Raw genomic sequence first — 24,678 nt, forward strand, 5'->3', positions numbered from 1 at the left:
GAGGAATTGGGCGCCGCGCCCGCGTCGCCCCGGATGAAAGCGCTGATGCGGTGGGAAACCGGCCGCGCCGCCGCCCTGCTGGGCGGCGGCGCGGATCTGCTGGGGCACCTGTCGGGCTGGGGGCGGTTCGCGGTGAGCGGCTTCCTCGCCGGCGGGCTCGCCGCGGTCGACGCGCTGCGCGCGAGCGGCGGCGACGTGCTGTCCGCACCGGTCCGGCCGAGCCGGGCCGGGCTGCTGAGTTGGCTGGGGTGGCTGCAAGTCGGCACGAGGAGGCGGTCCGGATGACGGCAATGGGCACTGTGGACGAGGCGTACGCGCACTGCGCGGCGGTCACCAAGGAACAGGCGCGCAACTTCTATTACGGAATCCGGTTGCTGCCGCCGGACAAACGCGCGGCGCTGTGCGCGGTGTACGCGCTGGCCCGGATCATCGACGACATCGGCGACGACACCGAAGCGTCCGCCGAGACCAAGCTGCAGGGGCTCGCCGGGGTCCGGAAATCTCTCGGCGACCTGTCCGCGACCGCGGATCCGGTGTACGTCGCGGTCGCCGACGCGGCGCGCCGGTACCCGATTCCGCTCGGCGCGTTCGAGGAACTGCTCGACGGCGTCGAGATGGACGTGACCGGGCGCGAGTACGTGCGGTTCGAGGAACTGGTGGAGTACTGCCGGTGCGTGGCGGGTTCGGTCGGGCGGCTGTGCCTCGGCGTGTTCGGCAGCCGCCCGGAGCCGAACGCGCCGGTGTACGCCGACGAGCTCGGGATTGCCTTGCAGCAGACCAACATCCTTCGCGACATCCGCGAGGACCTGCTCAACGGCCGGGTATATCTGCCCAAAGAGGACCTCGACCGGTTCGGCGTCGAGCTGTCCGTCGGACCGGACGGGAAGCTCGCCGATCCGGACGGCGGGCTCACCGCGCTGATCCACGACAGCGCCGCGCGCGCCCGCGGCTGGTACTCCCGCGGTCTCCGCCTGGTGCCCTCTTTGGACGGTCGCAGCGCCGCGTGCTGCACCGCGATGTCGGGCATCTACCGCACCCTGCTGGACCGGATCGACGAACAGCCCGCGCGCGTGTTCGACCGCCGGCTTTCGTTGTCCGGCCGGGAAAAGGCGGTGGTGGCGTTCCGGGCGCTGACCGGGATCGGCCGATGACCGCCCCGGTCGCGGTGGTCGGCGGCGGGCTCGCGGGCATCGCCGCCGCACTCGCCTGCGCCGACGCCGGGCGGCCGGTGACACTGTTCGAGGCGCGGCCGCACCTGGGCGGGCTCACGCATTCGTTCGCTCGCGGCGAGCTGCGGGTCGACAATGGACAGCACGTGTTCCTCCGCTGCTGCACCGCTTATCGCGCGCTGCTGGACCGGCTCGGCGTCGCGGATCGGGTGACGCTGCAGCCTCGGCTGGAAATCCCGATCCGCCTGCCGGGCGCGGCCGCGCCGACCTGGCTGCGCCGCGACGACCTGCCCGCGCCGCTGCACCTGGCCACTTCGCTGCTGCGTTACGACCCGTTGCGCCCGCTCGACCGGGCCCGGTTCGCGCTCGCCGCGCTCGCGTTGCGCCGGGTCGACCCGAAGGCGGACCGCACAGACCGGCAGTCCTTCGGGGAATGGCTGCGGCGGCACGGACAGAGCGCGGCGGCGATCGAAGCGTTGTGGGATCTGGTCGGCGTCGCAACGCTGAACGCGACGGCCGACGACGCGTCGCTCAGTCTCGCCGCGACAGTGTTCCAGGAGGGGCTGCTCACCGACCCGGCCGCCGCCGACATCGGCTGGTCGCTGGTGCCGTTGCGGGAACTGCACGGCGATCCGGCGCGCGAACGGCTGACCGAGGCGGGGGCGGACGTCCGGCTCGGCACGAAGGTGCGCGCGATCAGCGAAGGCTGGGGGGTCGTCACCGATCGCGGCGAGGAGGAGTTCAGCCAGGTCGTGCTCGCCACTCCCCCGCCGGTCACCGAACAGCTCGCGCCCGCCGGGGCGATCGGGCTGCCGCCGGGCTGGTCCGGCGGGCTCGGCAGCTCGCCGATCGTGAACGTGCACGTGGTGCTCGACCGGAAGGTCCTCGACGAACCGTTTGTCGCGGGCGTGCGCACGCCGGTGCAGTGGGTGTTCGACCGAACGCGGCAGTCCGGTTTGGACTCCGGCCAGTACCTCGCGATGTCGCTGTCCGCCGCGGACGCGCAGATCGACCTGCCCACCGCGAAACTCCGCGAACAGTTACTGCCCGAGCTGCTGGCGCTGCTGCCCGAAGCACGCGGCGCGCAAGTGCTCGACTTCTTCGTCACCCGCGAGCGGCACGCGACGTTCCGGCCCGGTCCCGGCACCGCATCGCTGCGGCCGCCCGCGCGCACCGCGCTGCCCGGGCTGTACCTGGCGGGCGCGTGGACCGCGACCGGATGGCCCGCCACGATGGAGGGCGCCGCGCGCAGTGGCGCAGCCGCGGCCGCCGCCCTTCTTCAGCACAACGGTAAGAGGGAGGGAGTCGGAGCATGACCGCCAATCTGTTTTCTGCCGAGAAAACGCGTTCAGCGGCGCCGCCGGTGCTCGGCAGCGCGCGGGACGTCGTGCAGCCAGCGTTGCGCGCCGCCGTCGACCGGCTGGACGACACCAGCCGCGCGATCAGCGCCTACCACCTCGGCTGGACCGACCCGAACGGCGTGCCGGTCCAGGGCAACGGCGGCAAGGCCGTGCGTTCGGCGCTCGCCTTGGTGTCCGCGCGGGCCGCGGGCGCGCCGGTGGAAGTCGGGGTGCCCGGCGCGGTCGCGGTGGAACTGGTGCACAACTTCTCGCTCGTCCACGACGATCTGATGGACGGCGACACCGAGCGCAGGCACCGGCCGACGGTGTGGGCGCTGTGGGGGTCCGCGAGCGCGATCCTGACCGGCGACGCGATGCTCGCCCTCGCCCAGGAAGTGGTGCTGGACAGCGGTTCCCCGCACGCGGTCGCCGCCGGGCGGCTGCTCACCGAGACCACGCGCCGGCTCATCCACGGCCAGTTCCTGGACGTCGCGTTCGAGCAGCGCGACGACGTCGTGCTCGCCGAATGCGTGACGATGGCGGCCGGGAAAACAGGTGCGCTGCTGTCCGCCAGCGCCGCGATCGGGGCGGTGCTCGCCGGTGCGCCCGCCGAGGTGGTCGACGCGCTGGCGGTGTTCGGCGAGGAGATCGGCCTCGCGTTCCAGCTCGTCGACGACGTGCTCGGCATCTGGGGCGATCCGGCGGTCACCGGGAAATCGGTGTACTCCGACCTGCGGGCGCGCAAGAAGTCGCTGCCGATCACCTACGCGACCACGCACGGCGGCGCGGCGGGCCGACGGCTGGCGGAGTGGCTCGCCGGAGACGACGACTCCGACCTCGCGCGGATCGCCGCGCTGGTGGACGACGCGGGCGGCCGCGAGTGGGCCACTGCGGAAGCGGCGCGGCACGTCGCCGCCGCGGAGCAAGCGCTGGCCGCCGTCCCGCCGGGCCCGCGCGACGACCTCGTCTCGATCGCCCGTTTCATCGCCGGAAGGGAAGCGTGATGACCCAGACCGTCCCCCGCACGTCCGCGCCCGCCGCCCGCACCGCCTCGGACACCGTCGCGGCGGCCGTCGAGTTCCTGCGCCGCGAGCAGGACCGCGCCGGATGGTGGAAGGGCGAACTCGCCACCAACGTCACGATGGACGCCGAAGACCTGCTGCTGCGGCACTTCCTCGGCATCCTCACGCCGCAGATCGCCGAGGAGTCCGCGCGCTGGATCCGCTCGCAGCAGCGCGCCGACGGCACCTGGGCGAACTTCCCGGACGGCCCGGCCGACCTGTCCACCACGGTCGAAGCGTGGGTCGCGCTCCGGTTGGCCGGCGATCCGGCGGACGCCCCGTGGCTGGCCACGGCAGCGGAGTGGATCCGCGAGCAGGGCGGGATCGAGGCGACGCGGGTGTTCACCCGGATCTGGCTCGCGATGGTGGGCCAGTGGTCGTGGGACGACCTGCCGAGCCTGCCGCCCGAGCTGATCTTCCTGCCGTCGTGGTTCCCGCTCAACGTCTACGACTTCGCCTGCTGGGCCCGGCAGACCATCGTGCCGCTGACCATCGTCGGCACCCTGCGCCCGGTACGGAAGCTGCCGTTCGATGTCGCCGAACTGCGCACCGGCAAGCGTCCGCCGAAGACGCGCGCGCCGTGGACGTGGGACGGCGTGTTCCAGAACCTCGACACCGCGCTGCACGCCTACGCGAAACTGCCGCTCAACCCGGTGCGGAAGCTCGCGATCAAACAGGCCGCGGAGTGGATCCTTGCGCGGCAGGAAGCGGACGGTTCGTGGGGCGGGATCCAGCCGCCGTGGGTGTACTCGATCCTCGCGCTGCACCTGCTCGGCTACTCGCTCGACCATCCCGCGCTCAAGGCCGGGATCGCCGGGCTCGACGGGTTCACCATCCGCGAGAAGACCGAACAGGGCTGGGTGCGCCGGCTCGAAGCGTGCCAGTCGCCGGTGTGGGACACCGCGTTGGCGATGACCGCGCTGCTCGACGCGGGCGTCTCCCCCGGCGACGAAACCCTGGTGCGCGCCGCGGATTGGATGCTGGGCGAGGAAATCCGGGTGCCGGGCGACTGGGCGGTGCGGCGGCCCTCGCTGAAACCGGGCGGGTTCGCGTTCGAGTTCGCGAACGACGGCTACCCGGACACCGACGACACCGCCGAGGTGGTGCTCGCGCTGCGGCGGATGGGCAAACCGGACCACCTGCGGATCCGCGAGGCGGTCGACCGGAGCGTCGCGTGGCTGGAGGGGATGCAGTCCAGCGACGGCGGCTGGGGTGCGTTCGACGCGGACAACACGCAGGTGCTGACCACTCGGCTGCCGTTCTGCGATTTCGGCGCGGTGATCGATCCACCTTCGGCGGACGTGACCGCGCACGTGGTCGAAATGCTGGCCGCGGAAGGGAAATCCGGCAGCCGCGAATGCCGTCGCGGGATCCGGTGGCTGTGGGACAACCAGGAGGAGGACGGCTCGTGGTTCGGCCGCTGGGGCGCGAACTACGTGTACGGCACGGGCGCGGTGGTGCCCGCGCTGGTCGCGGCCGGCGTCCCTGGTGCTGACCCGCGGATCCGGCGTGCGGTGAAGTGGCTGGCCGAGCACCAGAACGACGACGGCGGGTGGGGCGAGGATCTGCGGTCCTACGACGACCGGGCGTGGGCCGGGCGCGGTGACTCGACGCCGTCGCAGACCGCGTGGGCGTTGCTGGCGCTGCTGGCTGCCGGGGAGCGAGAGTCCACTGTGGTCACGAGGGGCGTCCAGTGGCTGGTCGAACGGCAGCGGCCGGACGGCGGCTGGGACGAGGACAAGCACACCGGAACCGGATTCCCCGGCGACTTCTACCTGTCGTATCACCTGTACCGCGTGGTGTTCCCGCTGTCCGCACTCGGCCGGTATGTACGGGGCGGGTCATGACCCCGATCGTCTGCACCCCGTTGCGGATCGAGCAGGCCGCCTTGCGCGGTCCCGGTCCGCGGACGGTCCACACCGGACTCGGGCCTCGCCGGGCCGCCGCCGCTGCGGCCCGGCTCCCGTCCGGACCGCGGATCGTCGCGGGGATCGGCGGCGGGCTCACCCCGTCGGTACGGCCGGGGGACGTGGTGGTCGCCACCGAGGTGCGCGGTCCGTCCGGAGTGGTGCCGGTGCCGTCCGCGCCGTTGCTGGCGGGTGCGTTGCGCCGTCTCGGGCTCACTGTCCATCTCGGACCCGTGATCGGCAGTTCGCACGTGGTGCGGGAGCGGGAACGCGCTTCGCTGACTTCGAGTGGTGCGCTGGCGGTCGACATGGAGTCCGCGTGGCTCGCGGCCGACGGTGAACCGTTCGCTGTCGTACGCGCCATTGTGGACACTGTCGGTGCGCCGCTACTGCATCCCTCGACGGTCTCGAATGGACTCGCCGGGTTGCGGAGTCTGCGCCGGGCCGCTCCCGCGATCACTGCGTGGGCTGAAGCCGTGGGGCCGCGAACTGTGTTGCTGGCTAGTCCGCGATCGTTCTGTGCCGGGGTGGAGCGGGCGATCGAGATTGTCGAACGTGCGCTGGAGAAGCACGGCGCGCCGGTGTACGTGCGTCGGCAGATCGTGCACAACACCCACGTCGTGCACCAGCTGCAGGGGCGCGGCGCGGTGTTCGTGGACGAGGTGGAGGAAGTTCCGGAAGGCGCGACGCTGGTGTTCGCCGCCCACGGAGTCTCCCCGGCGGTTCGGCGTGCCGCGGCGGATCGCGGGCTGTCCGTAGTGGACGCGACGTGTCCGTTGGTTACCAAGGTGCACAACGAAGTCCGCCGTTACACCGGTCGCGGCGAGACAGTGTTCCTCATTGGACATGCCGAGCACGAGGAGGTCGAAGGAACCGTCGGGGAAGCGCCCGACAATGTGGTGGTCGTCGGCGATGTCGCAGCCGCCCGGACGGTCACCGTGCGCGACCCGTCGCGGACCGCCTACACCATGCAGACCACGCTGGCGCTCGACGAGGCCGAAGAGATCGCTTCTGTGCTGCGCGAACGATTCCCCGGCCTTTCCTCGCCGCGCAAGGACGACATCTGTTACGCCACCACCAACCGGCAGCAGGCTTTGCGCGCGATCGCCCGTGACGTGGATCTGGTGCTGGTGGTGGGTTCCGGCAACTCGTCCAACTCGCGGCGACTCGTAGAGGTCTCCGAACGCGAGGGCACCCCGGCGGTGCTCGTGGACGGCTGCGGCGACATCGACCTGCGCCGGCTCGCCGGGGCCGGGCGGATCGGGCTCACCGCGGGAGCGTCCGCGCCGCCGCGTCTGGTGTCCGAAACAGTCGAGGCCCTTCGCGGATTGGGTCCGGTCAGCGTCGCGGAAAACGCGCTGACAGAAGAAGAAATGACGTTCACCCTACCTCGGGAGGTGCTCTGAGCGATGGCCATGCCGTTGCGCCAGTCTCTTCGGCTGGGCGGTTACCTGATGAAGCAGAAGCTGATGCGCAAGGAGAAGTTCCCGCTCCTGGTCGAGCTGGAACCGCTCTTCGCGTGCAATCTCAAATGCGGCGGCTGCGGCAAGATCGCGCAGCCGCACACCCTGCTGAAACAGCGGATGCCGGTGGAGCAGGCGGTCGGGGCGATCGAGGAGAGCGGCGCGCCGATGGTGTCGATCGCGGGCGGCGAACCGCTGATGCACCCGCAGATCGACGAGATCACCCGGCAGCTGCTCGCCCGCAACAAGATCATTTTCCTGTGCACCAACGCGCTGCTGCTGCCCAAGCACATCCACAAATTCAAGCCGCACCGCAATTTCGCGTGGATGGTGCACATCGACGGCCTCGAAGACCGGCACGACGCGTCGGTGCGCAAGGAGGGCGGTTTCCAGGCGGCGGTCGACGCGATCAAGCTCGCCAAGGAAAAGGGCTTCCGCGTCATGACCAACACGACGTTCTTCACCGGGGACACCCCGCAGGACGTCATCGACGTGCTCGACTACCTGAACGATCTCGGCGTGGACAACATGCAGATCTCGCCGGGGTACGCGTACGAGAAGGCCCCGGACCAGGACCACTGGCTCGGCGTCCAGCAGACCCGCGAACTGTTCGCGAAGGCTTTCGGCGGCGGCAACCGGAAACGCTGGCGGCTCAACCATTCGCCGGTGTTCCTCGATTTCCTCGAGGGCAAACGCGACCTGGAATGCACGCCGTGGGGCATCCCGTCGTATTCGCTGCTCGGCTGGCAGCGTCCGTGCTACCTGCTGGACGACGGCTACGCGGAGACCTACCGGGAACTCATCGAAACCACCGAATGGGAGAACTTCGGCCGCGGCAAGGACCCGCGCTGTTCGAACTGTATGGCGCACTGCGGCTACGAACCCACCGCGGTCATCGCCACGCTCGGCTCGCTGAAAGAGTCAGTCCGGGCCGCCGTCGGCCACTGACCCGCTGTCCGCGAAGGGCCCCTTGAGGGAAGCTGATTCCCTCGAGGGGCTCTTCATTTGCCGGAGGGACAGCCGGCGTGCCATGATGAGCGCATGCGTGCGCAGCGATTTCTTCGCCCCCGGGGAGTGCCCGGGGGCTGCGCGTGCGCGCCGGGTTCCGCCCGCTGACGTCCGCGTCTCCCCACACTGCCCGGGGGTGAAGTCCAGCACTTCACGACCCGAAGGCAGGAACCCGTGGACCCCCTTGACCCCGTCTCGATGCTGCACCGGATCACCGCGCTGACCGAGGCCGCGCTCGCCGATCTCGCCCAGGCCAGCACTCCGGCCGCCGTCGCTGACGTGCGCCGTTCCGTGCTCGGCAAGTCCAGCCCGCTCACCGCCGTCCGTCGCGAGCTCGGCAGCTGCGACCCAGGTGCCCGAAAGCAGATCGGCCTCGCGCTTTCCGAAGCACACCAGCGCATTACCGCTGCTCTGGAAGAAAAGCTCGCCGCGGAAACCGCGCTGGACCGCCCGCTCGACCCCACCATTCCCGGCCTCCCGCCGCCGACCGCCGGACTGCACCCGGTCACCCAGCTGAGATACGACCTCGACGACGCCTTCCGCGCGCTCAACTTCGCGATCGTCGAAGGCCCGGAAATCAGCTCCGCGGACATGGAATTCGACCGGCTGAACTTCCCCGCCGACCATCCGGCGCGCGAAAGCATGGACACCTACTGGTTGGCCGACGGCCGCTGCCTGCGCCCGCACCTGACCGGCGCGAGCGTCCGATACCTGAGCACGCACGAACCGCCGATCCGGATCGCCTATCCAGGCCGGGTTTACCGCAACGAAAGCACCGACGCCCGGCACGAGCGCGCGTTCTTCCAGTACGAGGTGCTGGTGGTGGACGAAAACGTCCCGCTCGCCACCGCCCGGTTCCTCGTCGACACCATTCTCGGCACGGTGTTCGGCGAACCAGTGCGGACGCGGATGCGCGCCGGGTACTTCCCGTTCGTAGAGCCAGGTTTCGAGATCGACATGCTCTGCCGGGTGTGCGCCGGACGCGGCTGCCGGACCTGCGGGCGAACCGGCTGGCTCGAGGTGATGCCCGGCGGCAGCCCGCATCCGAACGTGCTGCGCGCCGCCGGACTCGACCCGGCGCGGTGGTCCGGCTGCTATCTGAACGTCGGCCTCGACCGGCTGGCGATGATGCGCTACGGCATCGACGACGTCCGGCTGATGCACAGCGCCGACCTGCGCTTCCTCTCCCAATTCGCTTGAAAGGCCCGCCGTCGTGAAGATTTCCCGGGACTGGCTGGCCGACTACGTGCCGCTGCCCGGCCGTTCGCCGGACCAGCTGGCACACGAGTTGACCTTGAAGACCGTCGAAGTCGAGGGTTACGACGTGATCGACGACGACGTCGTCTTCGAGATCGACAACAAATCCCTCACCCATCGCCCCGATCTGTGGGGGCACTATGGCATCGCCCGCGAGCTGTCTGTCCTCTATGGACTCCCGATGACTCCGCTCCCCCGGGTCGCCCGGCCGCCGAACGCCACCGGCCTCACCCTGGCTGACCCCGCTTGGCACCAGCGGATGCTCGCCCTGCAGTGCACAGTGGACAGTTCCGTGCCGACTCCGGCTTTCGTCCGCGACCGGCTCCGGCGCATAGGCGAACCAAGCCGGGACCTGTGCGCCGATCTGAGCGCGTACGTGATGTATGCCGTCGGACAACCAAGTGACGTCCGTGCTTCCAGTGCATCGGTCGTGCTGGAGATCCCGACCCTGCACCCCAGCCGAGCCCGCCGCAGCGCCCGGACCGAAGCTTCGGTACGCCAAGAGAAAGGCCTCGACACTCAACGCGCCGACCAAGCCGCCGATCTCTTCCTCCACCTCCTGACCGAAGCCGACCCGTCGGCCGCGGCACTCGGCGTGGAAGACATCGTCCTCGCCGCCACCAGACGAGCCGAAATCGAGATCAGCCTCGCGGAAATCGAACGCCGGATCGGCATCCCGCTGCCGCCGGACGAAATCCTGCGCATCCTCCGGGCCCTCGGCTGCACCGCCGAAATCACCGGGGAGCTGCTGCGCGTCGTCGCTCCGTCGTGGCGTTCCACCGGCGATCTCTCGCTCCCCGTCGACATCGTCGAGGAGCTGGCCCGGATCCACGGCTTCGACGCGCTGCCCGCGCCGCGGCCCGTCGTGCAGCTGGCCCCGCGCCCCCGGCTCCCCTTGAACCGCCAGGTCCGGGAAGTGCTCGCCGCCCGCGGCGGGGCAACCGAAGTGCTGACCTACCCGTGGTCCGCCGACCACCTGCTCGCCGCGTGCGGACTCGACGCCGACCTCACGATCGACCACCCGCCGGCGCCGGATCGCGCCCGGTTGCGCCCGTCGCTGATCCCGAACCTGCTCGAAGCCGCGGCCGCCAACCTGCGCTACTACGACGAGTTCAGCCTCTTCGAAGTCGGCACCGTCTTCGCCGCGGGCGAGCGGACGTCCGCCGGTATCCTGCTCGCCGGACCTGACGGGGCCGACCTGTTCCGCCGGGCCAAAGGGCTGGCCGAGCTGATCCGCCGGTACTGCCATCTCACCGCGCTGGACCTGTCCGGCACCCCCGGCCCGGCCTGGACGGACCCGTCGGCCCTGCTCGCGATCCGCCCGGCCGGGACGCTGGCGCTGGTCCGGCCCGCGGTGCTCCGGGCGGCGGGCATCGACCGGGGCGCGATCGCCTGCGTCGAACTGGACCTCGACGCACTGCGGACGCACCCGTCCCGCGAGAACCGCTACACCCCGGTCGGCGACCTGCCCGAATCGGACTTCGACCTGTCCGTCCTCGCGGCCGACACCGTGCCGTGGTCGCTGGTCGCCGAGACCGCGACGCAGGCCCACGCCTTGGTGCAGCGAGTGGCGTACGTCGGCGAGTACCGGGATTCGAGAATTCCGGCCGACCACCGTTCGCTCACCTTGCGGGTCACCCTCCGCCCGAGGTCCGTGACGCTGACCGCGGGCGAAATCGCCGGCGCCCGCTCCGAAGTGCTGGCTGCACTGGAGCGGGCGGGGGCGCGGTTGCGGTGAGCCTCAGCCGAGACCAGATTGGGCGATGACGTGCACGATGCTGATCCGCACCGCGGTAGATCCACTGTGGACGAACGAATCGGCAAGGTCCACTGCGGACTGACCCGGGTAGTAACGCTCGGCGATCCCCGCCGCGACTCGCCTGATCTGGTCCGGCTCGGCAGTAACGCGAGCCTGCCCTTCGACGGTCACGAAGCTGTACGGCTGCCGCTCGTCGCTGACGCAGACCGCGACCCGGCCGTCCCGCGCAAGGCTTTTGCCCTTGACGCTTCCCGGCGACAAGGCGAAGACAAGTTCGTCGCCGTCGAGGACGAAGCAGATCGGCGTGACGTGCGGACGTCCGTCAGCACGAGCGAGGGCCAGGTGCGCAAGCCTCGTACCCTCGGAGAGGAAGGCGCGCCATTCGCTGTCGGTCATGGTCGTCATCAGTGGGTTCCTTTCTCGGTTGACTGCCGCTCGCGAAGTCGTCCAGCGACGGCTTGCTGGGCAAGGAAAAGCAGAATTCCGGCGGCGAAAGCCACTACTCCCAGCCAAGTTCGACCAGCTTGCTCAAGCAACGCCGTGCCGAGCATCGGGCCGAGGACCGCGCCAAGGCTCCACGCACTCGACGCGACACCCATGTACCCGCTGCGCAGATCAGGCGGCGCGAGAGCAGCGAACGTCGCACCGAACTGGACCGCCAAGCCGATCTGCCCGAGGCTGAGAACAAGAATCGCGACGGCGTAGCCAGCAATGCTTTGGGACACCGCAGCCAGACCGCCGCCAACGCCCGCCAGCAACATCGAGGTAGCAAGCACTGTCGCACGGTCGCGATTCGCCAACACCGCGGCAGCGAACGGTTGCAGGACAACAATGGCGAACCCATTGAGCGCAAGCACGGCACCGTAAGTCGCGGAACTGAACTGCTGCGCGGTCATCAACAACGGCAATGTGGCGAACGCCTGCATCAACAACGTGAAACAGCCGACGTGGATCAGAGTCATGGTCCTCATGAGACGGTCCGCTCGCAACACTGGCAGCAGCGCGCGTCGCCCATGGCTCGGTCCAGAATGAGTCTCCGGCACCGCAGTCACCACGATCGCCGCGGCAACCAGCATCGCCACCGCGTTCAACCAGAAGAGCAGCCCGTAGCCGCGCGCCGCCAACACCCCGGAAACCGTTGCCGCGATGGCATATCCGAGGTTCGCCGCCCAATAAAGCAAACTGTACGCGCGCACCCGCCGCTCCGGCGGAAGGTCTGCCACCGCTGCCGATCCCGCCGGACGGAAGAGCCCAGCAGCGAGACCGTAGCCCACCGCCGTTGCCCAGATGACCGGCGTCGCGGCGGCGGATCCCAAGGCGGCCAACGCGATCGCCGTCCCGAGAAACCCGAGAAGCATCGTCCTCCGCCGCCCGATCCGGTCCCCCAGCCAGCCCCCGAGCAGCTGCGACCCGAAGTCGCCGATACCCACCGCCGCCACCACGGCACCCGCCGCCGTCGGGGTCATCCGCTGTTGCTGCGTCAGGTACAGCACCAGCATCGGCTGCACGAACGCGCCGCCCCGGGCGACGAGGTGGCACGCCCCCAGCGTCCACGCGAGCGACGGCAGCTTGCGAGTTCTCCCGGCGGCGATCGTTGCGACTGTCATGGCAACGACGCTAAGAGTGCCAGGAGATTAAGAAAAGCGATTGTTTACGATCGAATCCATCGTGCACGGTAATATACTGGGCTCATGGCCGACTTCGACCTGCGCCAGCTGACGACGATGCTCGCGATCACCGAAGAGGGAACGTTCTCCCGGGCGGCGACCCGGCTGGGCTACACGCAATCGAGCGTGAGCCAGCACATCGCCGCCCTGGAACGAACCCTCGGCGGCGCGGTCTTCGATCGCCCGGGCGGCCCGCGCCCCGTGCGGATCACGCCGCTCGGCGCCGTGGTGCTCGAACACGGCCGGGAGGTGCTGGCGAAAGCCGAAGCGCTGGGCCAGGCGGTCGACCGCTTCAAGGCGGGCGAAGGCCGCATCGACGTCGGCACCCTGCAGAGCGTCTCGCACGCGATCCTGCCGACCGTGCTGCGCCTCCTGCGCGAGGAACACCCCCGCTGCGAGATCCGGCTCTCGGAACCCGACGAGCCTCGGCTCGGCGAACTGGACCTGCTGTTCCACGACGGTCTCATCAGCGAAGACACGGAGCACGTCCTGCTGATGGAAGACCCCTACCTGGCCGTCGCACCTCCCGACACGCTGCCAGCGGGTCCGGTGCCCGCGCGGGAACTGGACGGCAAGCCGATGGTGGCCTGGCCGTCGACCTGCGACCAGCCCAGGCTCGAGCAATCCCTCGCGGAGGCCGGGGCCCGCCCGCGCATCGTGTTCCGCTCCGCGGGCAGCGAGACGATCCTGTCGATGGTGCGCGCCGGAATGGGCCTCGCGGTCCTGCCCTGGCTGGCGATCCACCAGGTCGTCTGCCGCGACTGCGGCGCGATCCACGGCCCCGAGGGATGGCCGGATCTGCAGGTCCACGACCTCGACCCGACCCCGGCGCGCTCGATCTACCTGCACTGGCCGCGCGGGCGGGACGCCGAGTCACCCCTCGCGGCACGGACCATCGAGACGGCCGTCGAAGTGGCGCGGGAGCTGGCTCGGCAGGCTCCTGCTGCTCGGTCCTGAACCGGCAGGTGTTCCGAACGGCCTCGGGGTTGCCCGGCAATTCGCTCCCGAACTGACCGGGCACGCCCACGCCCAGCCGGATACGGCTTTCCGCATCCGCGACCGGACCGCCCGCCGCTGACTTGAACGAGCCTTCCGCACCCGCACCGCCCGGCAACCCGGTGCCGTTGGTTCGCAGGCATCTCCGCATCCGCGACCGAACCGCCGCCCCGCAATCCGGCACCGCCGGATCGAGCGCGCCCTCGACAGCAGGCATCGCCGAAATCCCGCGCGAACCCGCCCCGCACCACCGGCTCAAGGGCACCCCGACCGACCGGGATCAGGCGACCGTCGCGTCCACCGTGACCTCAATGCTCCCGCCCAGTGCCTTCGAGTACGGGCAGGTCTGGTGCGCGGCCGCGGCCAGCGTGTCGGCGGTCTCCTGGTCGATCCCCGTCAGCTCCAGGTGCAGCGCGGCGCTGAGCCAGAAGTTCGCCTCGTCGTGGTGCAGGGTCACGTCCGCGACCACCGCGAGGTCGGCCAGCTTCACCTTCCGCTGCGCCGCGGCGATCCGCACCGCGCCCATGAAACACGACGACCAGCCGGCCGCGAGCAGCTGCTCCGGGTTCGTCGCGCCGCCGTTGCCGCCCAGTTCCTTCGGGATGGCGAACTTGAGGTCGAGCGCACCGTCGGACGAAACCGCGCGTCCCCCGTTGCGGCCTTCGCCGGTGGTGGTGACGACGGCGGTGTAAGTGGTTTCAGACATGGCTTTCCCTTTCCAGAACTTTTCAGAATCCGCTGAGGACGGTGCCGGTCAGCGCCGCCAGTGCGCCGAGAACTTCGCGGAACGCCAGGGTGATCGAGTCCATCGGACGTGACCTTTCAGCAGGAGACCGGGCCGGTCTCGGCGACGAGAGAACCTTCGCACGCACATTCGTCACCAGTCAAGATGGTTACGCATTTCTGTGATCCGCTACCCATAACCCCCTATACTGGTTAGAGTTCCTTGCGTCGTGATTCATCACCTGTCAGACTGGTGCGCATGGAGCACGCCTTCCCCTGCGGGAACCCGGCACTGGACTTCGTCGGCACGCTGCGGGCCCGCCGCAACGACGAGCCGGCCGAGATGCTGGGGTCGCCGCGCAGCCTGGACGCCTGGTTCCGCGAGTCGGGGGTCACCGGCGCCGATCCGGGGAGCACGGCCGCTGACCTGGCGGGGGCGATCGCGGTCCGGGAGGCGATCTACGCCCTGGTCGCGGCCCGGCTCGTCGGCCATGAGTACGACCCGGAGGCGTTGACGCTGCTCAACGAGGCAGCCGCGCAGCCGGACGCGGTCCCGCAGCTGACCCGGGCCGGACGGCAGGTCCGGGCGACCGCGGCGCAAGCGTTGTCCACCGTGGCCCGGGCCGCGATCACGATCCTGGGCGGTCCGGACGCGGACCTGCTGAAGGAATGCGGACGACCGGAATGCACGCAGGTTTACCTGGACCATTCGCGGGGATCACGGCGCGAATGGTGCGCGATGGCCACCTGCGGAAACAAAATGAAGGCCGCGGCTTACCGGGCACGGCGGCGAGGAAATCCGCCGCTGACCCCCTCCCGGCAATCCTGACCCAGCCAGCGAAGCGAACGCCTCCCGGCAGATCAGCACTCGCCGGTCCGGCACTCCTGGCTTCCGGATGCCGAAGCACGTTCCGCCCCCGGCTGCTCCCGTTCCGCCCGCCAACGCCCGAATTCCTCGCCCTAGGCAGGAGATTCCGCGATGAGGTCCCCGGCGCCGCATCGTCCGGATGTTTCGCCCCAGCCGCGCAGCCACCTCGCGTTACGCTGAGGCGGGAACGCCGCGGGCAAATCCACCAGGAGTCGCGTCATCGGTTCCAGGCGAGGATGTCGCAGCGGTGGTTCAAGCACCATGGCCGGGCGCGGGGAAACTCGGCCAAGGGCTCCGGCTCGGCGGCAGCCGGTCAGTCCGCCGAACGGGACTGCCGCTGAGCCGGTAAAGGCAACTGCGCTCGCCGGGACCGCCCCCGCCGATGCTCACGTCTCGTCGAGCGCGACCTGCTCCCGATGGCCCACGAGACGTGGCATAGTCCCCCGCTCCCCGCTGGCTGGCGGCGTCCTGACCAGCAAGCACACCCGCGCCGACCTGACCGCGGCCACCCCCGGCGAGAGCGACCCGCCCTCGGCGCGGTCACCGAACGCAACCTGGCGCGGCTCGGCATCCCACGCGACGTGCTCGCCAGCGCCCCCATCCGCACGGCGACCCGGCCGCCGAGGGCCTCGCCCCCGCGAACACCTCAACCATCCAGTTCAGCATTTCCGATCGAATCCGTTCAACCCGCCGGAAGTCGGGGATTTCGACGACCGGGCAGAATCGCTGCACCGGACCACCCGCACCGGCCGCTTTCCGTGCGCCCGCGCAGCTTCCCACTGTCCACTATAGACAGTCCAGAGCGGACGAAATCACGCTGGGTGGCCATGATCCGCATCGGGCCACCCGTCCGGCGCAATCAACGGAAAGCCTTCCGGTAAAACCACAAGCGAGAGTGGTCCGGGGTGACAACGTTGACGGATAACCACTGACCCGCCTTTCTTTGCCAGCTGTTGACCTTTCCCGAGCGCCGGGCGTATGGTCTAGACCAAGAAGCCCACCCCCTTCGCTCACCCCCAGTGCGGGCCGGCTCCCGGAAAGCCGGTGCGTCGCTTTGTCGTACCCGCACGGGGAAACGAGCATTCCCCGAAGGAGCTGTCCATGAAAGCGAACCGGAAACTCGTCGCGGCCGCGGTCGGCACGGCGATCGCCCCGGTGCTCGTGCTGATCAGCCCGGCAGGCATCGCCAGCGCGCACGGGTACGTCAACGCGCCGGCGAGCCGGCAGGCCCAATGCGCGCAAGGAACCGTTTCCTGCGGCCAGATCAAGTACGAACCGCAGAGCGTCGAAGGGCCGAAGGGGCTGCACAGCTGCAGCGGCGGCAACGCCCAGTTCGCCGAGCTGAACGACAACAACAAGGGCTGGAAGGCGTCGCCGGTCGGCTCCTCGGTGGCCTTCACCTGGAAGTTCACCGCCCGGCACCGCACGTCCAACTACGAATACTGGATCGGCAACGACAAGATCGCCACCGTGGACGGCGGCGGCCAGCAGCCCCCGGAGACGGTCACCCACAACGTGGACCTCAAGGGGCACACCGGAAGGCAGACGGTGCTCGCCGTCTGGAACATCGCGGACACCGCGAACGCCTTCTACGCCTGCATCGACCTGCAGGTGAGCTGACCCGGAAAGTCCGCACCGGACGCTGAGGCACGGGCCGTGGCGGCGGCCCGTGCCTCGGCGTGCGTCCGGGGAATTCGCCGGGAATGACAAAACCAGCCAATTTCTCCCGCATTCGTTGACCTGCTTTCCCGGCCGTGACTAGCGTGCCGGTCACCGGAAAAGGGCACGACTCCAGGAGGCGGTTTTCCTTGATTTCCCGGCGAGCATTCCTCGGCGCATCCGCGGCAGCCGCGACATTTCCACTCTGGAACTCCGCGTTCGCCTCCGCGAGCACCCCCGACACCGCGAAGGTCGCTTTCGACGACCGGTCCGGCGCGGGCCAGACCTACGCGTACATCACCGGCACGACCCTGGACAACCGGCTCGTCATCCTGAAAGCCGATGGCACGCCGTACTATCCGCCGTCCCCGGGCAGCGACCACACGCCGCTCGGCGAGGACTGCGCGATCCCGCTCAAGTCGCTTTCCCAGGTCACCGTCCCGAAAATGTACGCGGCCCGGATCTACGTCGCGCTCGACAGCAAACTGGACTTCTTCGTCAACAAGGGCCCGGCGCTCGTGCACCCGAGCTTCCTCGCCGCCGACGACCCGAACTACAACCGGAACTGGTCGTTCTGCGAATTCACCTTCAACAACGACGTGCTGTTCGCCAACATCAGCTACGTCGACTTCGTCGCGATCCCGATCGGCCTGCACCTCACCACGACCGGCTCCGGCGACCAGACTGTCCCCGGACTGCCCGCGCGCTCGCTCGACCCGATCTGCGACGCCCTCAACGCCCAGGGCGGCAAATGGGGCACGCTCATCGAAACCGGCGGCGACGGAAAGCCGCTGCGCGCACTGTCCGCGCATTACCGCGCCGACCAATTCGGCGGATATCTCGACGGCTACATCGACGAGGTCTGGAAGAAATACACGAGCGAGACGCTCACCGTCGACACCCAGGTGCCCGGCCTCGGCGCGTTCACCGGCCAAGTCGGCGCGGACGGCGTGCTCGCCTTCAACAACGGCGAGCGCTTCGACAAACCCGCCACGCCCGACGTATGGAGTTGCGACAGCGGACCGTTCGCCATCAAACAAGGCGACAGCGACGCCCGCAAGGCGATCATCCCCCGGCTCGCGGCGGCATTGAACCGCACCACCCTGCGCGACAATCCGAAACAGCCGACCGGCGAAGATCCGGCGAAGTTCTACCAGAACCCGGAAACCAACCACTACGCGCGAATCGTGCACAGCAAACTGCCGGACAACCGCGGGTACGCCTTCCCGTACGACGACGTCTCGCCCGGCCCCGACTTCAGCGGCGCGGTCCAGGCCGGCGACCCGGACACGCTCACCATCACGGTCAACGCCTTGCGCTGAGCCAAAGACGTGCCGCGGTCCTTTTCGGACCGCGGCACGGTCATCCGGTGAGATCGCCTTCCCGCTCGTTCTTCGCCGCGTAGAAGGCCAGCTTCTCCTCGTCCACTTCCACGCCGAGCCCCGGTCCGGTCGGTACCGGCAACCGACCGCCGGATAGCCGCAGCGGTGCGACAATGTCGTCCGCGTGCAGGTAATACATGCTGTCGATCGCCCGCGACAGCACCGGCGTGCTGGCCGCCACCGCCAGATGCGCCGCGGTCGCGATCCCGAGTTCGCCGCCGCTGTGCAGATTCATTCCGAGCCCGAACGTCTCGCAATGCGTCGCAAGCGCTTTCGTCGCCGCGATGCCGCCCCATTTGTAAACGTCACCGTGGATCACGTCGACCGCACCCAGCCGTACCGCCGGAGCGAACTCCTCGAACCGGACCACGCACATGTTGGTGCACAAGGGAATCCGCACCTTCGCGCGAACCTGGCTCATCCCCTCGATTCCCGCGCACGGGTCTTCGAGATACTCCAGGTCCAGTTCCTCCAACGCGATCCCGGCACGGATCGAATCCGGCACCGACCACGCGGCATTGGGATCGACCCGCAACTCGATCTCCGGCAACGCCCTCCGCAGCTCCCGCAGAATCCGGACATCGCCCCGAACGTCGCGCGTACCCTTCAATTTCACCGCCGAGAAGCCGCCCTCGGCGACCACTCTTGCCGCATGCTCGGCCAATCCCTGCGCGAGCTCTTCCCCTTCCGCACCAGGCGCGTCGGCGCGAGTGATCAACGCCGTGATCGGCACCTCGGTCCGCACCGCCCCGCCCAGCAGGTCAGTCACGGACTGCCCGGTGACCCGCCCGATGAGATCCCAGCACGCGACGTCCAGCCCGGCCAGCGCCGCATATCCCAGATAGCCGTGGAAAAACGGCACCATGTGCTGCCGGCGATGAAACGCCTCGAGCGCGAACGGGCTGGTCCCGATCATGTCCGCGCCCAGTTTCCGGGTCAGCTCCGCGACCGGACGACCCCACATCGTCTCGCCCCAGCCCTCGGCCCCGGTGTCCGTGCGCAGCCGCACCACCGTGCGGGTCTCGCCGGTCTTGGTCTCGAACGAACTGGTGAACGGATTCGTCAACGGCAGATTCACGACCCACACGTCAACGTCGGTGATCTTCATGCGCGCTGCCCCAAGGCCGCCGAAACGACCCGCCGAATCGGTTCCAGTTCGACGTTGTCCACCGCCGCCTCGGCCCCCGGAATTTCCTCGATCGCCGGCTCGGCGTTCAGCAACACCCGAAACACTCGCGGCAACACCGTCCGCCCGACGAGATCCTCCGCGAGCGCCGCCGCTTCCGTGCTGTCCATTGTGTACTGTGCAGCCAGATATTCGGCGAGCCGCGCGTACATCACCGCGAACATCGCGTCGTAGTACGCCTTCGCGCTGTCCGGCAACCGCTCGGCAGCCGCGATGCAAAGCCGGCACGTCCGCGCCTGCGACTCCCAGGTCAGCAGCTGCTGGAACCGCCCGCAGAACAACGCGACCGCCTCGACCGGGTCGTCCGCGTACGCGTCCGGGGTCATCAGCTTGCCGAGGTACAGCTCGCGGACCAGGTCGAGCACCGCGAGGAACAGCTTGTCCTTGCTCTCGAAGTGCGCGTACAGCGACCGCTTGGACGTCCCCGCGCTGGCCGCGACCGCGTCCATCGACGCCCGTTCGAACCCGGTTTCGAGGAACACGTTCTTCGCCGCCAGCAGGATGTGCTTGCGCAACTGCGCACCCCGCAGCTGCGAACCGCCTTCACGCGCCATCCTTGCCTCCGCCAAAAGTAAACGGTACGGTGGAGTTTACTTCCTGCTCCACCTCTTCGACAGTCTCCTGGAGTGCCCGCATGATCGTCGTCACCGCCCCCACCGGGAACATCGGCAGCCGCGTCCTCGCCGCGGTCGCCGACGGCACCCACCCCGTCCGCGCGATCGTCCGCGATCCCGCGAAACTGCCCGCTGACCTGCGCGAACGCGTCGACGTCCAGGTCGGTTCACACGGCGATCCCGAGGTCCTAGCCCGCGCCTTCGACGGCGCCGACACCGTGTTCTGGCTAGTCCCGCCCGACCGGCGAGCCGCGAGCGTCGACGAGGCCTATTCCGGCTTCGCGCGCCCCGCCGTCGAGGCGATCCGCACCCACGGCGTCCGCCGGGTGGTATCGGTCAGCGCACTCGGCCGCGGCACCGCCTCCGCCGAACACGCCGGACACGTCACCGCCACCCTGGCGATGGACGACCTCATCGCCGACACCGGCGTCGCCTTCCGTACGCTGGCGAATCCGACCTTTATGGACAATCTGCTGCGCCAAGCGTCGTTGATCAAAGCACAAGGCACCTTCTACGACGTCCTGCCGCCGGATTACGCCGCCCCGACCGTCTGCACGCGCGACATCGCCGCGGTCGCTTCCCGGCTGCTGCTCGATCCATTGTGGACCGGCCGGGAAGAGGTCCCCGTGCTCGGCCCGGAAGACCTCTCGCCCGACCAGGAAGCTGCCATCATCAGCGAAGTGCTGGGGATTTCGGTCAAATACCAGCAAATCCCGGTCTCCGCACTCGGCGCGCAGGTCCTCGCGAACGGTCACTCCGAGGCGATGGCACAGTCCATGATGGACATGGCGACCGCGAAGCTGAACCATCTGGACGAGGGCGTGGTCCGAACTCCGCAGCATGCCGTGGAAACGCCGACGACTTTCCGGCAGTGGTGCGAAGAATCCCTCAAGCCCGCGGTGGACAAAGCCTGACCCCACCTACCGTCCACTGTGGGCCAGCCCGGCCAGAATGTGGTCCAGCCCGCGGCGAAAGGTCCGTTCGTAACGATCATCGGCATGCGGCGTTTCCGCTTCGACCATGATCCGGCTCAGATGCGGATAATCGCCGCTGCCGATGATCAAATCGCCGTACTGCGCCTGCGCCGCCAACCAGGTCGGCATGTCCGTTCCGGACCGCCGAGCCGTCTCCTGTTCGGCCAGCTCGTCGAGGACGTGGCCGCGGACGAACGTCAGCACCGTGCCCACCTGGGCCAAGACCTCGTCCGCGGCCAGACCCAGCCCGTCCACCGTCGCGTACGCCGCGTCCAACCACGCCAGACTGTTCGGCCCGAGCGCCGGACGAGTCGCGGGCATCGCGGCCAGCCAGGGATGCCGCACCACCAGAGCGCGGTACTCCCCGGCGACCGCGCGCAGGTCCGCCCGCCAGTCCCCAGTCGGCGTCGGCGGCTCACGCTCCCCGAAAGCGGCGTCGATCATCAAGTCGAACAGCTCGTCCTTGGTGGCGATGTAGCGGTACAGCGTCGTCGTTCCGGTGCCCATCTCCGCCGCGACCCGGCGCAAAGACACCGCCTCGAGGCCTTCCGCGTCAGCGACCCGGATAGCCGCAGCCGCGAGATCAGCCCGGCTGTGCGCCGGACGCGGTCCCCGGGCCCCGCGCTCCGGCCGCAGCCAGATCGGCGGCCGCACGTCGTCAACCATGGCCGACATTATTGCGAACACTGTGCGCGGTTCGCTAGAGTCGCCTTTATGCGAACACTGTGCCCGGGTAATCAGGCAGACCAGTGACCGAGTACCGCACCGGCTCGGTCACCTCCGCCGACGGAACCGTCATCGGATACCGCCAACTAGGCAGCGGTCCGGCCGTGCTCCTTCTGCACGGCGGCATGCAGGCAGCGCAGCACCTGATGAAGCTCGCGACCGCGCTTGCGGACGAATTCACCGTCTGCGTACCCGACCGGCGCGGCCGCGGACTCAGCGGACCGCACGGTGCCAAGTACGGGATCGCGCGGGAGACCGAAGACCTGCGCGCCCTGGCTGAAGAAACGGGCGCCGCACGGGTTTTCGGTCTCAGCTCAGGTGCGCTCATCGCCTTGCGAAGCGCACTTTCCGTCCCCGAGATCAGCGCGGTCGCCCTGTACGAACCACCGCTCTCGGTCAACGGTTCGGTGCCGCTGGAGTGGGTGCCGCGCTACGCACGCGAACTCGCCCGGGGGCGGCTGTCCTCCGCACTGGCGACGGTTTTGCAGGGATTGGCGCTCGAACCGGCGCTCAACCGGATCCCACGCTTCGCACTGGTACCCCTGATGGCGATCGGCTCGCGCCTGCAACGCCGATCCAGCGCCGACGTGCCGATCCCAGCGCTCATCCCGACCCACCACTTCGACATACAGTTAGTCGAGGAATTAGCCGACACCGCAAGGGATTACGCGGACTTGGGGGCGCGAGTCCTGCTGCTCGGCGGGAGCACAAGCCCGGCGTTCCTCCGTGTCGCGCTGGACGAACTCTCCGCCACGATCCCGCACGCACAACGAATCACGTTCCCCGGACTGGGCCACTCCGGCCCAGACGACGACGGTTCCCCGGACCGGGTCGCGGAGGCTTTGCGCAGTTTCTTCGCGGCTTGACTGCCCCGCCTCCAACCCTCGGCAGGCATCGGAAAGCGATGCAGCACCCGTGCCCCGCGGCGGCTCCCTTCTCGCGCCGATGCGCTACGACCCCGCCTCCGCCAACGCGACCCGGCTCGGCTCGGCTCACTAACGCGAGACTGGCCTGTTCGTGGCAACGCGACACGGGCTCGGCTCGCCAACGCGAAACTGCCGTGTCCCTGACAACGCGACAGGGGCTCCACTCGCCAACGCGATATGAGCCCATCCGCCGACACGACCCCGTCCGGCAGCACGCGACACCAGCCAGTCCCGGCAAGGCGACCGGAGCCCGCCCTGACGAAGCGATGCGTGCCCCGTCGCGGATCGGATCCCGGCCGAGGCGGTCACCAACCCGGCTCCCCACGCCCGTCGCACCACACAATGGCACTCAGTGCACTTCACTTGCCGACCGGCAAGCGTCTCACCTGGGTTCGGCGTCGCGCAGCGCAGCGCCGATCCGGGTCACCACCTCGTGCAACGGCGTCGCAGTGCTGAGCACCGCCACCACCGTGCCCGGCTCCGCCTCACCGGATGACTTCGCGCCGGACGTCCGGAACGCGTCCGCGACCAGGGTGAACGCCTCCGTCGCCGCGGCTTCGATGTCGTCGCGGCCGCCACTGCGCAGCCAGCGTCGCAGAACATGGTTGTTGGCCGCCGCGATCGCCGCCGCGGCCACGGCCGCCCGGAGCGTCGCGGTCTCGTCGCCAGCCGCGGCGAAGCGGTCCTGGAGGTAGCGGGCGAGGACGCGCTGATAGCGGTCGACCGTCGCGACTTCCTTGTCCCGCAACGACGGCACCGTGCGAGTGAGAGTGAATCGCTTGAGCGAGACGTCCAGCTCCGCGGCATAAGACTCCAGCACGAGCGACACCGCCGCGGTCGCCACCTCGATCGGATCGCGCGCCGGATCGGCGGTCTCGAAGACCTGCTCCATCTCGGCGACGATCTCGTCGTGATTGGCGAAGAGGACGTCGTCCTTGCTGTCGAAGTACCGGAAAAACGTCCGCCGCCCGACGCCCGCCGCCGCGGCGATGTCGTCGATGGTCGTCGCCTCGTACCCGTTGGCGGCGAAGAGATCCACGGCCGCCGTGGCGAGCGCACGACGCAACTGCCGCCGCCCGGCCGGCGTGGCCCCGACCCGGGTGCGCGGCGTCTCCGTCATTCCCGAACGGTAGCAGCCCGGGTTGCTAGTGGCACTGAGTGCCGTTAGCATGGGCAGGCACCCCATGCGAGCGGAAGGCGTCGACGATGACTCTCGACCAGCAACTGCGGCCCGACCACCACACCGGCCCAGACCCGGCAGACGCGTATTACGGCGGGGTGTTCGGCTGGTCCGTCCGACGGCAGGGCGCGCGCCTGTTCCTGGCCTTGGAAAACGGCTTGTGCGCGGTAACCCTGCCGAAACTCACCTCGGGCCCGGTGCGCAACCACCTGTCCGCCCTGGGCTGCGAAGGCCCGTCCCTGATCCTCCCCACCCAGCACGGCCCGCGCCTGGCCATCCTCGCCGAAACCGACGGCGAACTGCTCCTGCGAGGCACCCTGCCGCCCGACGTAACCGTCCTGGACAGCGGCGCGCTCCTCCCCCTGCCGACCGGTCACCAAGCCCCCGGCATGGGCCCGGAATGGCTGACCGCCCCCGACCCGAGGCACCGCTGGCTGCCGAGCGTGAGCGCGGTACTGGCCGGGGTGCGCCAGCGCCCCTGACCCTTTCCCGCTCGCACGGCCTTTTCGCGAGCACGGTGCCAGAGACTCCGCCCACTCCCTCTCACGACACCTCTTCCGCGAGCTCCTTCCGCGCCCCACCTCACCTCGATTGAAGTCAATGAGGGGACCCCTCATTGACTCTGATTCCGTGAGGGTTCCCCTCACGCACCTCCCGCGCGCCGTGAAGGGCCCCTTCACGTACCTAGACCTGGATCCACCGGTGTGAATTGGTGTTGTGGGTCGTGTCCGGTCGGGCAGGTGCCCTCTGGCCTGGGATGATTGTTCTTGCGACAGAGCAATTGTCACCGAGGGAGAGGGCACCTGCTGGATG

General features: G+C 69.3%; 22 protein-coding genes and 1 pseudogene. 16 read left to right on the forward strand and 7 right to left on the reverse strand.

The genetic code is table 11. The annotated features are described in order from the left end of the window. The 9 genes and pseudogenes from PUT80_RS43715 to PUT80_RS43755 form a co-directional block, all read left to right on the forward strand. Positions 1–285: pseudogene (locus PUT80_RS43715) on the forward strand (squalene synthase HpnC); the annotation flags it as partial. Positions 286–290: 5 nt separating this feature from the next. Further along, a complete protein-coding gene (gene hpnD / locus PUT80_RS43720) occupies positions 291–1,151 on the forward strand; it encodes a presqualene diphosphate synthase HpnD (protein WP_275295654.1) in 861 nt (286 codons plus the stop codon). Continuing rightward, entirely contained in the window at positions 1,148–2,485 is a 1,338-nt protein-coding gene (gene hpnE / locus PUT80_RS43725) for a hydroxysqualene dehydroxylase HpnE (protein ID WP_275295641.1), read from the forward strand. Before hpnD ends, hpnE begins: the two co-directional genes overlap by 4 nt. After that, on the forward strand, positions 2,482–3,513 hold the full coding sequence (locus tag PUT80_RS43730) for a polyprenyl synthetase family protein (RefSeq protein ID WP_275295642.1): 1,032 nt from the start codon (positions 2,482–2,484) through the stop codon (positions 3,511–3,513). The genes hpnE and PUT80_RS43730 overlap by 4 nt, the downstream gene beginning before the upstream one ends. Next, complete coding sequence (shc, locus tag PUT80_RS43735) at positions 3,513–5,417, forward strand: squalene--hopene cyclase (RefSeq protein ID WP_037819410.1); 1,905 nt, start codon at positions 3,513–3,515, stop codon at positions 5,415–5,417. The genes PUT80_RS43730 and shc overlap by 1 nt, the downstream gene beginning before the upstream one ends. Continuing rightward, on the forward strand, positions 5,414–6,883 hold the full coding sequence (ispH, locus tag PUT80_RS43740; RefSeq protein ID WP_275295643.1) for a 4-hydroxy-3-methylbut-2-enyl diphosphate reductase: 1,470 nt from the start codon (positions 5,414–5,416) through the stop codon (positions 6,881–6,883). Before shc ends, ispH begins: the two co-directional genes overlap by 4 nt. Before the next feature lie 3 nt (positions 6,884–6,886). After that, positions 6,887–7,888 (forward strand): adenosyl-hopene transferase HpnH, encoded by a 1,002-nt coding sequence (gene hpnH, locus PUT80_RS43745; RefSeq protein WP_037819406.1) that lies wholly within the window; start codon positions 6,887–6,889, stop codon positions 7,886–7,888. A gap of 234 nt (positions 7,889–8,122) precedes the next feature. Further along, the gene (locus tag PUT80_RS43750; protein ID WP_275295644.1) at positions 8,123–9,148 is read left to right on the forward strand and encodes a phenylalanine--tRNA ligase subunit alpha; all 1,026 of its coding nucleotides are present in this window, start codon (positions 8,123–8,125) and stop codon (positions 9,146–9,148) included. Positions 9,149–9,161: 13 nt separating this feature from the next. Beyond that, positions 9,162–10,943 (forward strand): hypothetical protein, encoded by a 1,782-nt coding sequence (locus tag PUT80_RS43755; RefSeq protein WP_275295645.1) that lies wholly within the window; start codon positions 9,162–9,164, stop codon positions 10,941–10,943. Positions 10,944–10,946: 3 nt separating this feature from the next. On the opposite strand, the gene PUT80_RS43760 is transcribed toward PUT80_RS43755, so the two are convergent. Beyond that, positions 10,947–11,369, reverse strand: coding sequence for a PPOX class F420-dependent oxidoreductase (locus PUT80_RS43760; protein WP_275295646.1), 423 nt, complete (start codon positions 11,367–11,369; stop codon positions 10,947–10,949). Beyond that, complete coding sequence (locus tag PUT80_RS43765) at positions 11,369–12,571, reverse strand: MFS transporter (protein ID WP_343076921.1); 1,203 nt, start codon at positions 12,569–12,571, stop codon at positions 11,369–11,371. Before PUT80_RS43765 ends, PUT80_RS43760 begins: the two co-directional genes overlap by 1 nt. Positions 12,572–12,655: 84 nt before the next feature. On the opposite strand from PUT80_RS43765, the gene PUT80_RS43770 reads away from it, so the two are divergent. Beyond that, the gene (locus PUT80_RS43770; RefSeq protein ID WP_275295648.1) at positions 12,656–13,588 is read left to right on the forward strand and encodes a LysR family transcriptional regulator; all 933 of its coding nucleotides are present in this window, start codon (positions 12,656–12,658) and stop codon (positions 13,586–13,588) included. Positions 13,589–13,907: 319 nt separating this feature from the next. Here PUT80_RS43770 and PUT80_RS43775 read toward each other — a convergent pair whose 3' ends face one another. After that, positions 13,908–14,333, reverse strand: a complete 426-nt coding sequence (locus PUT80_RS43775; protein WP_037819396.1) for an Ohr family peroxiredoxin — start codon at positions 14,331–14,333, stop codon at positions 13,908–13,910. 276 nt (positions 14,334–14,609) lie between these two features. Here PUT80_RS43775 and PUT80_RS43780 point away from each other — a divergent pair, with 276 nt between their 5' ends. The 3 genes from PUT80_RS43780 to PUT80_RS43790 all read left to right on the forward strand — a co-directional run bounded on the left by PUT80_RS43780 (position 14,610) and on the right by PUT80_RS43790 (position 18,199). Then, the gene (locus PUT80_RS43780) at positions 14,610–15,179 is read left to right on the forward strand and encodes a CGNR zinc finger domain-containing protein (RefSeq protein ID WP_134734298.1); all 570 of its coding nucleotides are present in this window, start codon (positions 14,610–14,612) and stop codon (positions 15,177–15,179) included. A 1,140-nt stretch (positions 15,180–16,319) separates the two neighbouring features. Continuing rightward, positions 16,320–16,838, forward strand: coding sequence for a lytic polysaccharide monooxygenase auxiliary activity family 9 protein (locus tag PUT80_RS43785; protein ID WP_037819393.1), 519 nt, complete (start codon positions 16,320–16,322; stop codon positions 16,836–16,838). 188 nt (positions 16,839–17,026) lie between these two features. Then, positions 17,027–18,199, forward strand: a complete 1,173-nt coding sequence (locus tag PUT80_RS43790) for a glycoside hydrolase family 64 protein (RefSeq protein WP_037819391.1) — start codon at positions 17,027–17,029, stop codon at positions 18,197–18,199. 40 nt (positions 18,200–18,239) lie between these two features. Here PUT80_RS43790 and PUT80_RS43795 read toward each other — a convergent pair whose 3' ends face one another. Both PUT80_RS43795 and PUT80_RS43800 read right to left on the reverse strand, forming a co-directional pair. Then, positions 18,240–19,367 (reverse strand): enolase C-terminal domain-like protein, encoded by a 1,128-nt coding sequence (locus tag PUT80_RS43795; RefSeq protein ID WP_275295649.1) that lies wholly within the window; start codon positions 19,365–19,367, stop codon positions 18,240–18,242. Further along, complete coding sequence (locus PUT80_RS43800; RefSeq protein WP_275295650.1) at positions 19,364–19,999, reverse strand: TetR/AcrR family transcriptional regulator; 636 nt, start codon at positions 19,997–19,999, stop codon at positions 19,364–19,366. The genes PUT80_RS43795 and PUT80_RS43800 overlap by 4 nt, the downstream gene beginning before the upstream one ends. Before the next feature lie 80 nt (positions 20,000–20,079). Here PUT80_RS43800 and PUT80_RS43805 point away from each other — a divergent pair, with 80 nt between their 5' ends. Further along, positions 20,080–20,973, forward strand: a complete 894-nt coding sequence (locus PUT80_RS43805; protein ID WP_275295651.1) for an NAD(P)H-binding protein — start codon at positions 20,080–20,082, stop codon at positions 20,971–20,973. A 6-nt stretch (positions 20,974–20,979) separates the two neighbouring features. Here the strand turns inward: PUT80_RS43805 and PUT80_RS43810 are convergent, their stop codons facing one another. Beyond that, a complete protein-coding gene (locus PUT80_RS43810; RefSeq protein ID WP_051729728.1) occupies positions 20,980–21,699 on the reverse strand; it encodes a TetR/AcrR family transcriptional regulator in 720 nt (239 codons plus the stop codon). A gap of 83 nt (positions 21,700–21,782) precedes the next feature. Here PUT80_RS43810 and PUT80_RS43815 point away from each other — a divergent pair, with 83 nt between their 5' ends. Next, positions 21,783–22,625: an alpha/beta hydrolase gene (locus PUT80_RS43815; RefSeq protein ID WP_275295652.1), complete on the forward strand. Its 843-nt coding sequence runs from the start codon at positions 21,783–21,785 to the stop codon at positions 22,623–22,625. A gap of 442 nt (positions 22,626–23,067) precedes the next feature. On the opposite strand, the gene PUT80_RS43820 is transcribed toward PUT80_RS43815, so the two are convergent. Next, positions 23,068–23,805, reverse strand: a complete 738-nt coding sequence (locus PUT80_RS43820; protein WP_275295653.1) for a TetR family transcriptional regulator — start codon at positions 23,803–23,805, stop codon at positions 23,068–23,070. Positions 23,806–23,891: 86 nt separating this feature from the next. On the opposite strand from PUT80_RS43820, the gene PUT80_RS43825 reads away from it, so the two are divergent. After that, on the forward strand, positions 23,892–24,347 hold the full coding sequence (locus tag PUT80_RS43825) for a hypothetical protein (RefSeq protein WP_037819380.1): 456 nt from the start codon (positions 23,892–23,894) through the stop codon (positions 24,345–24,347). The last annotated feature ends 331 nt before the right edge of the window (positions 24,348–24,678 follow it).

The sequence above is a fragment of the Amycolatopsis sp. La24 genome (genome assembly GCF_029087445.1).
Classification (GTDB): Bacteria; Actinomycetota; Actinomycetes; order Mycobacteriales; family Pseudonocardiaceae; genus Amycolatopsis; species Amycolatopsis nivea.